The organism is Parvibaculum sp. (assembly GCF_049651025.1).
In the GTDB taxonomy this organism is placed as follows: Bacteria; Pseudomonadota; Alphaproteobacteria; order Parvibaculales; family Parvibaculaceae; genus Parvibaculum.
This window is the reverse complement of sequence record NZ_JBASBH010000047.1, coordinates 1-10081: the sequence shown is the minus strand read 5'-3', so window position 1 is coordinate 10081 and position 10081 is coordinate 1. Positions and strand designations below refer to the sequence as shown.

Annotated in this window: 8 protein-coding genes; 6 read left to right on the top strand and 2 right to left on the bottom strand. The window is 63.8% G+C overall.

What is annotated here, in order from left to right:
- Positions 1 to 34 precede the first annotated feature (34 nt).
- The 5 genes from WA943_RS06085 to mutL all read left to right on the top strand — a co-directional run bounded on the left by WA943_RS06085 (position 35) and on the right by mutL (position 6770).
- Entirely contained in the window at positions 35 to 625 is a 591-nt protein-coding gene (locus WA943_RS06085) for a DUF3035 domain-containing protein (protein WP_424468962.1), read from the top strand.
- Positions 626 to 715: 90 nt separating this feature from the next.
- Entirely contained in the window at positions 716 to 2071 is a 1356-nt protein-coding gene (locus WA943_RS06080) for a M16 family metallopeptidase (protein WP_424468963.1), read from the top strand.
- A complete protein-coding gene (locus WA943_RS06075; RefSeq protein ID WP_424468961.1) occupies positions 2068 to 3453 on the top strand; it encodes a M16 family metallopeptidase in 1386 nt (461 codons plus the stop codon). The genes WA943_RS06080 and WA943_RS06075 overlap by 4 nt, the downstream gene beginning before the upstream one ends.
- A gap of 146 nt (positions 3454 to 3599) precedes the next feature.
- A complete protein-coding gene (locus WA943_RS06070) occupies positions 3600 to 4931 on the top strand; it encodes a glucose-6-phosphate isomerase (protein ID WP_424468960.1) in 1332 nt (443 codons plus the stop codon).
- A 3-nt stretch (positions 4932 to 4934) separates the two neighbouring features.
- Positions 4935 to 6770: a DNA mismatch repair endonuclease MutL gene (gene mutL / locus WA943_RS06065; protein ID WP_424468959.1), complete on the top strand. Its 1836-nt coding sequence runs from the start codon at positions 4935 to 4937 to the stop codon at positions 6768 to 6770.
- A 25-nt stretch (positions 6771 to 6795) separates the two neighbouring features.
- On the opposite strand, the gene WA943_RS06060 is transcribed toward mutL, so the two are convergent.
- The gene (locus tag WA943_RS06060; RefSeq protein ID WP_424468958.1) at positions 6796 to 7497 is read right to left on the bottom strand and encodes a pyrimidine 5'-nucleotidase; all 702 of its coding nucleotides are present in this window, start codon (positions 7495 to 7497) and stop codon (positions 6796 to 6798) included.
- Between the two features lie 116 nt (positions 7498 to 7613).
- Between WA943_RS06060 and WA943_RS06055 the strand changes: the two genes are divergently transcribed.
- Positions 7614 to 8888 carry a DUF2336 domain-containing protein gene (locus tag WA943_RS06055; RefSeq protein WP_424468957.1) on the top strand — a complete coding sequence of 425 codons (1275 nt, stop codon included), beginning with the start codon at positions 7614 to 7616 and terminating at the stop codon, positions 8886 to 8888.
- A 91-nt stretch (positions 8889 to 8979) separates the two neighbouring features.
- Here the strand turns inward: WA943_RS06055 and WA943_RS06050 are convergent, their stop codons facing one another.
- Positions 8980 to 9966, bottom strand: coding sequence for a DUF1036 domain-containing protein (locus WA943_RS06050; protein ID WP_424468956.1), 987 nt, complete (start codon positions 9964 to 9966; stop codon positions 8980 to 8982).
- Positions 9967 to 10081 lie beyond the last annotated feature (115 nt).

Here is a 10081-nt window from a genome sequence, read left to right as displayed (position 1 = left end):
GAACGAACCTCAAGGGTCAAGGAATATGAGAGTGATGTTGAAGAGCCCACGGATGCTGAGCCTTGCTGCGCTCGGCGCTTTGTCTCTGTCGCTTGGCGCCTGCGGCGGCGACAGCCTCAAGGATACGCTCGGCTACGGCAAGAATGCGCCCGACGAATTCGCCGTCGTCACCAAGGCGCCGCTCGTCATTCCGCCCGATTTCGCTCTGCGTCCGCCCCAGCCCGGCGCAGCGCGCCCGCAGGAAGCGGCCTTCGAGCCCTCCATCGCCGCCGCCCGCGCCTTGACCGGCGAAAACGGTGTGCCCGTTGCCTCCGCGGCAGCAGGCAGCGCCGGTGAGCAGACGCTCCTTGCCAATACCGGCGGCGACGAAGCCAATCCGCGCATCCGTCAGGTCGTCAACAGCGAGATGCGCACCCTCGTCGAGAAGGACAAGACCTTCACCGACGACGTGCTCTTCTGGCAGCAGAAGCCCGCGCCCGACGCCCGTACCGTCGATGCCGACGCCGAGCGTCGCCGCATTCAGCAGAACGAAGCTCAGGGCAAGCCCGTCACCGAGGGTGAAACGCCGTCGGTCGCGCCGCAGAAGCCCGGTTTCTTCTCGGGTCTCTGGTCGTCGATCTTCTGAAGTCAGTCCGGCTAGGTGTCACCGCTCGTCTTCACCCCGTCGAAACGCGCGCGCGCCCTGCGTCGCACAGCTATTGCCGTTTGCGCCTGCCTGTTCGTTGCGGGCTGCGCAAATTTTCCGCTCGGCGCCGCGTCTGATTCCGGTCGCACGACCGAGCCCGCAGCCGTCGCCGAAGGCCCCGCCGCACCGGAAATGTTCCGCCTTGCAAACGGCATGGACGTGGTCGTCATCTCCGACCACCGCGCCCCTGTCGTGACGCATATGGTCTGGTATCGCATCGGCGCCGCCGATGAGACGCCGGGCAAGACGGGGCTCGCGCATTTCCTCGAACATCTGATGTTCAAGGGCACGGACAAGATCGCGCCCGGCCAGTTTTCCAAGACCGTCGCCCGCAATGGCGGTCAGGACAACGCCTTCACCAGCGCCGACTTCACCGCCTATTATCAGGCCATCGCCAAGGACCGGCTTCCCCTCGTCATGGAGATGGAAGCCGACCGCATGACGCATCTGAAGCTCACCGACAAGGACGTCCTGCCCGAGCGCGACGTCGTGATCGAAGAATTGCGCATGCGCATCGAGAACGAGCCGACCGCCCAGCTTCAATCCGCCATGAACGCCGCGCTCTACGGCAACAGCCCCTATGGCCGCGACATCATCGGCGTGAAATCCGAAGTCGAGGCGCTTGGCACGCAGGACGCGCTCGACTTTTATGCCCGCTACTACACGCCGAACAATGCGATCCTGATCGTCGCGGGCGATATCACCTCCGCTGAGCTGAAGCCGCTCGCCGAAAAATACTACGGCACCATCGCGCCCCGCGCGCCGACGCTGGTGCGCAAGCGCCCGCCTGTCACCTGGCCGAGCGAGCCGAAGCGCGTCACGCTGCATGACGAGCGCGTGCGCGAAGCAACATGGATCCGCTCATACCCCGCGCCGAGCAGCGCCGCCGCAGGCACGCGCGACAGCGCCGCGCTTGACGTGCTGGCGCAAATTCTCGGCGGCGGTTCGACCAGCGCGCTTTACCGCTCGCTCGTCGTGCGCGACAAGGTGGCGACCGCCGTCCAGTCCTGGTATCGCGGCGACCTTCTCGGCGCAGGCTCATTCAGCATCTATGCGCTGCCCCGCGTCGGTGGCTCCATCGCCACCACCGAAAAGGCGATCGATGCCGAACTCGCGCGTTTCCTCGCCGCCGAGATCGACACGGACGAACTTGAGCGCGCCAAGACGCAGCTCATCGCCAGCGCGACCTATGCGCGCGATACGCAACAGACCATGGCCTATGCCTATGGCAGCGGCTTGACGACCGGCCTCACCGCCAGGGACGTTTATCTCTGGCCCGATTATGTCCGCGCCGTCACGGCCGCAGACGTTCTCGCCGCCGCCCGCAAGGTGCTCGACGCGCGCCACGCCGTCACCGGCGAACTTCTGCCGAAGGTGAAGCCATGAAGCGCCTGCTCGCCGCTTTCACCTTCGTCTTCCTCGTCGTCGCCGCGATCCCTGCGCAAGCCATGCAGATCGAGCGCGTCGTCAGCCCCGGCGGCATCGAGGCCTGGCTCGTCGAGGAATATGAAGTCCCCGTCATCGTCATGAATGTCTCATGGGCCGGCGGCTCCGCCAGCGACCCGCAAGCCAAGCTCGGCCTCGCCAATATGGTTTCGGGCCTGCTCGACGAAGGCGCGGGCGACATGGATTCGCAGGCCTACCAGAAGCGCCTCGAAGCCTCGGGCGCCGTGCTTTCCTATTCCGAAGACCGCGACTATTTCAACGCGCGCCTGAAGACGCTTGCGGAAAACCGCGACGAAGCCTTTTCCCTTCTCGAAGTCGCGCTGACCAGGCCGCGCTTCGACGCCGAAGCCGTGGAGCGCATCCGCGCCCAGCTTTTCTCCATCGTCGCCCGCAACGAGCAGGACCCGGACTGGCTCGCCTCGCAAGCCTGGTTCAAGGCCGCTTACGGCAGCCATCCTTACGCGCGTCCCTCTGACGGCACGGCGAAGACGCTGGCCGCGATCACCCGCGCGGACCTGCGCGCCTATACGAAACACACCTTCGCCCGCGACAATATGCAGATCGGCATTGTCGGCCCGATCAAGCCTGCCGAGCTTGGCGCGCTTCTCGACAAGACCTTCGGCGCCCTCCCGGCCAAGTCGAAGGTCGCCAAAGTGGCGGACATAAAAATCGCGCCCAAGGCCAAGACCGTCATCGTCAAGCGCCCCTTCCCGCAAAGCGTCGTCATCTTCGGCGGCGAGGGCCTGAAGCGCGACGATCCCGATTTCGTCCCGGCCTTCGTCATGAACTACATGCTGGGCGGCGGCGGCTTCTCCTCGCGCCTCACCGAGGAAGTGCGCGAAAAGCGCGGCCTTGCCTATTCGGTCAGCACCTATCTCTATCCGCTGCGCCACGCCGCCATTCTGCTTGGCGCGGTCGGCACCAAGAATGCGAGCACCGGCGTGTCGCTGGCCGTCATCCGCAAGGAATTCGAGCGCATGGCGCAAGGCGGCGTCACGGACAAGGAACTGGAAGACGCCAAGACCTATCTCACCGGCTCCTATCCGCTGCGTTTCAATTCAAACGGCAAGATCGCGGGCGAGCTTCTGGCGATCCAGCAGGAAAACCTCGGCATCGACTATGTGGATCGCCGCAATGGCCTGATCCTCGCCGTGACGAAGGACGACATCGCCCGCACGGCAAAACGCCTGCTGCGTGCCGATAGCCTCATCGTCGCCGTGGTCGGCGAGCCCGATATGTCGGAAAAAATGCCGCCCGCCCCAACAAAGTCCATGCCCGCCGCGCCGGAAGGCCCGAGCGAAGGGGCCCCCGGCTCCAATTAGGACGCATTCGGCGGGCAGGCTCACTGGTGAGTGCGGCCGCTTCTTGTTAACGTGACTTTCGGCGGAACGCATCCCGGTCGATTCCCGTTATCCCAAGAGATAGTAGCCCGCCCCCAGGACCCCCGCGTCAGGACAATGTGAGCCTCATGTCGTCATCGAGCCTGCCTTACGATCAGCACATCGACACCTGCTTTGAGGAAAAAATCGGCACGGGCGGTCTTTCCCGCGCCGCCTATGAAAAGGCGCTGGCCGATGCCGAGCCCGCGCTCGCCTGGCTTCGAAGCGCTTACGAAAAGAAAACTCTGGCGCTGCTGCGCGTGCCCGAGCGCAAGGATGATCTTTCCGCCGTGCGCGACATAGCGGCAAAGCTTCTCGACAACACGACCGATCTTTTCATTTTCGGCATTGGCGGCTCGTCGCTGGGCGCGCAAGCCATCGCCCAGCTCACAGGCTGGGGCACACAGGCTCATGTTCAGCCGGGCCTGCGCGTCTACATCGTCGACAATCTCGATGCGCAAACCATGCAGGCCGCATTGTCGGCAACCGACCTGCGCACCACGCGCTTCCTCGTCGTCTCCAAATCGGGCGGCACTGCCGAGCCTTCGATCCAGATGCTCGCCGCCATGAGCGCCATCGAAAAGGCAGGCGGCGGCAAATACATGAAGCACCATTTCGCGGTTCTGACGGAGCCTGCGAAGGACGGCAAGCCGAATCCGCTGCGCGCCTTTGCCGAAAAGCACGGCTTTGCGACCATCGAGCATGATCCGGGTGTCGGTGGCCGCTATGCGGTGCTGACCAGCGTCGGCATGTTGCCCGCCGATATTCTCGGCCTCGACATAGAGGCGATCCGCGCTGGCGCGAAAGATGTGCTGACGCCCATCCTTGCGGGAAAACCCGCCGCCGAAATCGCGCCCGCCATTGGCGCCGCGCTCTCCATCGCCCTTCAGCGTGAGAAGGGCGCCGGTATTTCCGTTCTCATGGCATATGCCGACAGGCTCGATCGTTTCATCGCCTGGCATTGCCAGCTCTGGGCCGAAAGTCTCGGCAAGGACGGCAAGGGCACGACGCCCGTCCGCGCGATCGGTCCCGTCGATCAGCACAGCCAGTTGCAGCTCTATCTCGCCGGTCCGCGCGACAAGATGTTCACCGTCTTCAAGACCGACACGGCAGGCGAGGGGCCGCAGGTGCTTCCCGCCTTCGCCGAAGACCCGGCCTTTGCGGGCTTCGCAGGCAAGCATATCGGCGATCTCGTCGATGCGGAGGCGCGCGCCACCATCGACACGCTGGCGAAAAACGGCCGCCCCGTTCGCACCTTCCACGTGCCGAAGCTCAACGAGCGCACGCTCGGCGCGCTCTTCATGCACTTCATGCTGGAAACCATCATCGCGGGCAAAATTCTCGGCGTCGATCCCTTCGACCAACCAGCGGTGGAAGAGGGCAAGATCCTCGCCAGGAAATATCTCGCGGAGATGAAATAGGACATGGGCGTCATTCGTCGCCTCAGCGAAGGCACGATCAATCGCATCGCGGCGGGCGAAGTGGTGGAGCGTCCTGCGAGCGCGGTGAAGGAGCTTGCCGAAAACGCGCTCGACGCTGGCGCGAAACATATCGACATCGTCATCGGCAGCGGCGGCCGCGAGTTGATCCGCATCACCGATGACGGCATCGGCATGAGCGCCGAAGATCTGAGCGTCGCCGTCGAGCGTCACGCGACATCGAAGCTCCCGAGCGGTGCCGATGGCCGCGAGGATTTGCACGACATCGCAACGCTCGGCTTTCGCGGCGAGGCGCTGCCCTCCATCGGCGCCGTCGCGCGCCTTTCCATCACCACCCGCACACGCGATGGCGACACCGCCCATCGCATCGCCGTCGAAGGCGGCAATGTCTCGCCGGTCGAGCCTGCCGCCGGTCCTGTTGGCACGCGCATCGAAGTCCGCGATCTCTTTTTTGCAACGCCCGCGCGGTTGAAGTTTCTGAAGGGCGAGCGCTCCGAAACGCTCGCCGTCAGCGATGTGGTGAAGCGCCTCGCCATGGCGCACCCTGAAGTCGCTTTCTCGCTCACCAGCGAAACGCGCAACATGTTCCGCCTCGAGCCGGAAATGCCGGGCGACGCTGGCCGTCTCGCGCGCCTCGGCGCAATCATGGGTCGCGATTTTTCTGAGAACGCGCTTGCGATCAACGCCATGCGTGAAGGCATCGCGCTGACAGGCTTTGCCGGATTGCCGACTTACAATCGCGGCACGGCGCAGATGCAGTTTCTCTTCGTCAATGGCCGCCCCGTGCGCGACAAGCTCATTGTCGGCGCAGTGCGCGGCGCTTATGCCGACTTCCTCGCCCGCGACCGCCATCCAGCCGTTGCGCTTTTCGTCGAGATCGATCCGCGCGACGTCGATGTGAACGTCCATCCGGCCAAGGCCGAAGTCCGTTTCCGCGATGCGGGCCTTGTGCGCGGGCTGATCGTCGGCGCATTGAAACATGCGCTGCATGATGCCGGTCATCGCGCCTCGACGACAGTCGCCGGTGCCGCCCTCGACGCGCTGCGCCCCGTCTCATCCTTCGCCGACACCGCGCCGGGATTTTCAGGCGGCGGCATGTCAACTTACACGCCGCAGCGTCCTGGCTTTGCAACGCCGCCTGCATGGCAGGGCGCCTTCACCGATCTCGGCGCTCACGCCGCCCGGATCGTCGAGCACGAACAAAACATCGCGCCGCTTTCGCCTGACGCATTATCGTCCGCGCTCCCGCTCGGCGTCGCGCGCGGGCAACTGCATGAAACCTATGTCATCGCGCAAACGGCGGACGGCATCGTCATCGTCGATCAGCACGCGGCGCATGAACGCCTCGTCTATGAGCGCATGAAAAAGGCGATGGCGGAACGCGGCGTCGCCCGCCAGATATTGCTCATCCCCGAAGTCGTCGAACTTGATGAAGCCGACGCCGAACGCCTCGGCACACGCGCAGGCGAACTTGCCGAACTCGGCTTCGTGCTGGAAACATTCGGGCAGGGCGCGGTCGTCGTGCGCGAAGTGCCCGCGGTCTTCGGCAAGCTCGACGTGCCGGGCCTCGTGCGCGACCTCGCCGACGACCTCTCCGAACTCGACGAAGCCCTTTCGTTGAAAGAACGCCTCGAACACGTCTGCGGCACCATCGCCTGCCACGGCTCCGTCCGCGCTGGCCGCCGCCTCACCGCCGACGAAATGAACGCGCTGCTCCGCGAAATGGAAGCAACGCCGCATTCCGGCCAGTGCAACCACGGTCGGCCCACTTACGTCGAATTGAAGCTGACGGATATCGAGAAGCTGTTCGGGCGGCGTTGAGGTTTCTGCATCCCCTCAAATTCCGCTATCGCCCCGCCAGCCCCTCCAGAAACACCCGCAAATCATCCGTAGCATGATGAACGTGAGCCGCGTCGCCGCCTTCATGCGATAGCTGCTGATAGCGCTCCGGCCCGGCATCGCCCGCAGGCTTCACCCAGACGGTCTTCATGCCCAGCTCATGCGGCACGGCAAGATTGCGCGGCAGGTCTTCAAACATCGCCGCCCGCGCCGGATCGATGCGGCTTGCATCGATAAACCGTTCATAGGCGAGCCGCGCGGGCTTTGGCGAATAGCCCGTTGTCACAATGTCGTAGATCCCGTCAAACACATCGGCGATGCCAAGCCGCTTGATGACATTCTCCGCATGCTTGACCGAGCCATTGGTGAAAATCACCTTGGCACCCGGCAGCGCCGCAATCGCGCGGCCAAGCGCTGCGTCAGGCGCGACGACGCTGACATCGATGTCATGCACATGCGCGAGAAACGCGGCGGGCTGAAGCCCATGCACCCTCATCAGCCCGGCAAGCGTCGTCCCGTGCTCGACGTAAAAATCCTTCTGAAGACGCCGCGCTTCCGCCGCATCGACGCTCAGAAATTCGCTGATGAAACCCGCCATGCGCTGATCGATCTGCGCAAAGAGATCGCACTCTGGCGGATAAAGCGTGTTGTCGAGGTCGAACACCCAATGTTCGACATGCGCAAAAGATGAATTCGTTCCGGTAACCATGATGAGCGAAAGGTGGACGTCCGCAGCCTCTTTTGCAAGGCCTCACGGCTCCCGCGCCTGGCGTCTTAACGCCGCGTTAATGCGCTCGTTTAACACTGGCGCAACGGAGATTTGCGATGCGTTTTGGCTTCTTGAAACGACTGTTCACGGCTGAGAAGCTGCCCGCCCGGCTGCTTTATGAAGACGCACGCGCCGCATTGGAAAGCCGCTCGCTCGATGTGAAACGCGAACTTGCCGCGCGCTCCGACGCTCCGCCCGAAACGCTCTACTATCTCGCAGGCGATGCCGATGTGGGCGTGCGCAGCCTCGTCGCCGCGAATCCTTCGACGCCCATTCAGGCCAACGAAAATCTCGTCGGCGATGAAGAGGGCGAAGTGCGCGCCGAACTTGCGCGAAAGATCGCCCGCATCGTGCCCGACATGCGCCCGTCGGAAGTCCGCGATGTGCGCAACCGCGTCGTCGTGCTGCTCGAACGTCTCGCAAAGGACGAGCTTGTGCGCGTGCGCCAGATCGTTGCCGAGGAAATCAAATCCTGCCCCAATGTACCAAAGCGCCTTGCCGTCTCGCTCGCCCATGACGTGGAGGAGACGGTCTGCGGCCCGGTACTCGAATATTCGCCGCTGCTCTCCGACGAAGACCTGCTCGAAATCGTCGCGACGACGCGCGTGCAGGGTGCGCTCGAAGCCATAGCGCGCCGCCGCAGCATCGACGGCTCGCTTGCCGATGCCATCGTCGCCACGCTCGAAATCCCGGCCATCGCGCAATTGCTGGCAAATCCCAATGCCGAGATCCGCGAAGAAACGCTGGATCGCATCATCGCCGAAGCCGCGTCCATCGAAGCCTGGCACTTGCCGCTCGTCATGCGTCCGGCGCTTTCGCTGCGCGCCGTGCGCCGCATCGCTGTCTTCGTTTCGCGCGCGCTGATCGACGAGCTTGGCCGCAATCGCCAACTCGATCGCGAGACGCAAGCCTATCTCAAAGAGCGCGCCCAGACGCGCATCGAGCAGGACGCCGACCGCGCAACGCCGACGCCTGATGCCGTCATCGCCAATATCAAGAAGGCCTTTCGCAACGGTACGTTGAGCGACGAGCTTGTCACCAAGGCCGCATCGCTCCAGCACAAGGCGGCGGTCGTGCTCTCCCTGTCGCTGAAGACCGGCACGGCGGAGGCGGACATCGCGCGCATTCTTGACGCAAAAAGCGGCAAGGGCATCGCGGCCATATGCTGGCATGCGGGCCTCGCCATGCGCACCGCGCTCGCGATCCAGATTTTCGTCGCCAATGTTCCGTCCGAAACCCGCGTCCTGCCGCGCGGCGGCATCGACTATCCGATGGAAGACAAGGAGATGCTCTGGCACCTCCACTATTTCGGCATAGTCGACGCGGATTGAGAGTGAAAAGCGCCACTAAACATTCAGCGTCGTCCCGGGATGACATCCTTGGGTGCGGAAATGAAAATGCTAGATCGCGAACGCCGACCGGTTAGTTCAGCGGCACGTTGAACAGCGCCTTGCCGCCCGTATCGACGCGCATGAAACGCCGCTCGTCATAGCCGCGCGTGGTGCAAGCTTCCCGGCCTTTGATCTCGAAGCGCGTCGTCTTCACGCAAAAGCCATCCGTGCCCGACCAGGCAAGCAGCCGTCCGCCTTGCTTCACCATCGCGCCTTTGGCGTCGGCGGCTTCGGCATAGACATAATAGCTTCGCTGCGTGAGCTTGCCCTTGATCGCCTTGGCGCATTCGCCCGGCGCGACCCTGATCCAGCCGCTCGACCTGTTCTCATCGCCCGCCGTAAAGCCGACCGCCGCCCAGACGAGATATTCCGTCTTGTTGCAAAGATTGAGGCCGAACTTCGCCTGTTCGCTTTCCGCGCCCTCGATCAGCGCGGCGATCAGCCCGTCATCGATCACGCCGCTCGCCTCGCGCCCGCTCGCGCGCTGAAACGCCATGACCGAGCGCAGCGTATTCTTCGCCGCTATGCCGTCGATCTTCGGCACGCGCAAACCATTGTCGCGCAGCAATCTCTGCGCGCCCGCAATCCGTGCCTGATCCAGTGAATAATCGCGCGGCTCGCTGAAGGTCGTCGTCCATTCATCGCCCACTTTCGTCGCGACGCGAATGAAGTCGTTCGATTCAAAGCCGCGCAGCGCGCAGTTCTCGCGCGATACGATCTCGAAATCCTTCGGCACGGTGCAGAAGCGCTCCGTGCCCGAAAAATATTTGATCGGTCCCTGATGGGCGTCGATGGAGCGCGCGAAAACATAATAGTTTCCTTGCGCGACAGGGCCGGGAAGCGCGGAGACGCAAGCGCCCGGCGTAATCTTCACCCAGCCTTGCGAGCGCCACTCGCCAGCCGCCTCGGTGCCCACCGCGCCTTGCAGCGCATAGCTCGTCGCATTGCAAAGTCGATAATCGGCATGGGCTGCGTTGGGGACGAGGAAAATGAGAAATAGAAATACGAGTGCTGCCATTCCCGCTCTTGCCTCCCCCCTAGAGGGGGAGGTCGGATCGCGGAACGCGATCCGGGTGGGGGGGCTTCTTCGAAAAACTCTCGGCTGCGGCGAACCCCCCACCCAACCCTCCCCC

What these genes read in the sequence shown, in the direction of transcription:
- WA943_RS06050 (WP_424468956.1), bottom strand. Translation starts at nt 9,966, where the DNA reads ATGGCAGCACTCGTATTTCTATTTCTCATTTTCCTCGTCCCCAACGCA.
- WA943_RS06060 (WP_424468958.1), bottom strand. Translation starts at nt 7,497, where the DNA reads ATGGTTACCGGAACGAATTCATCTTTTGCGCATGTCGAACATTGGGTG.
- mutL (WP_424468959.1), top strand. Translation starts at nt 4,935, where the DNA reads ATGGGCGTCATTCGTCGCCTCAGCGAAGGCACGATCAATCGCATCGCG.
- WA943_RS06055 (WP_424468957.1), top strand. Translation starts at nt 7,614, where the DNA reads ATGCGTTTTGGCTTCTTGAAACGACTGTTCACGGCTGAGAAGCTGCCC.
- WA943_RS06085 (WP_424468962.1), top strand. Translation starts at nt 35, where the DNA reads ATGTTGAAGAGCCCACGGATGCTGAGCCTTGCTGCGCTCGGCGCTTTG.
- WA943_RS06075 (WP_424468961.1), top strand. Translation starts at nt 2,068, where the DNA reads ATGAAGCGCCTGCTCGCCGCTTTCACCTTCGTCTTCCTCGTCGTCGCC.
- WA943_RS06070 (WP_424468960.1), top strand. Translation starts at nt 3,600, where the DNA reads ATGTCGTCATCGAGCCTGCCTTACGATCAGCACATCGACACCTGCTTT.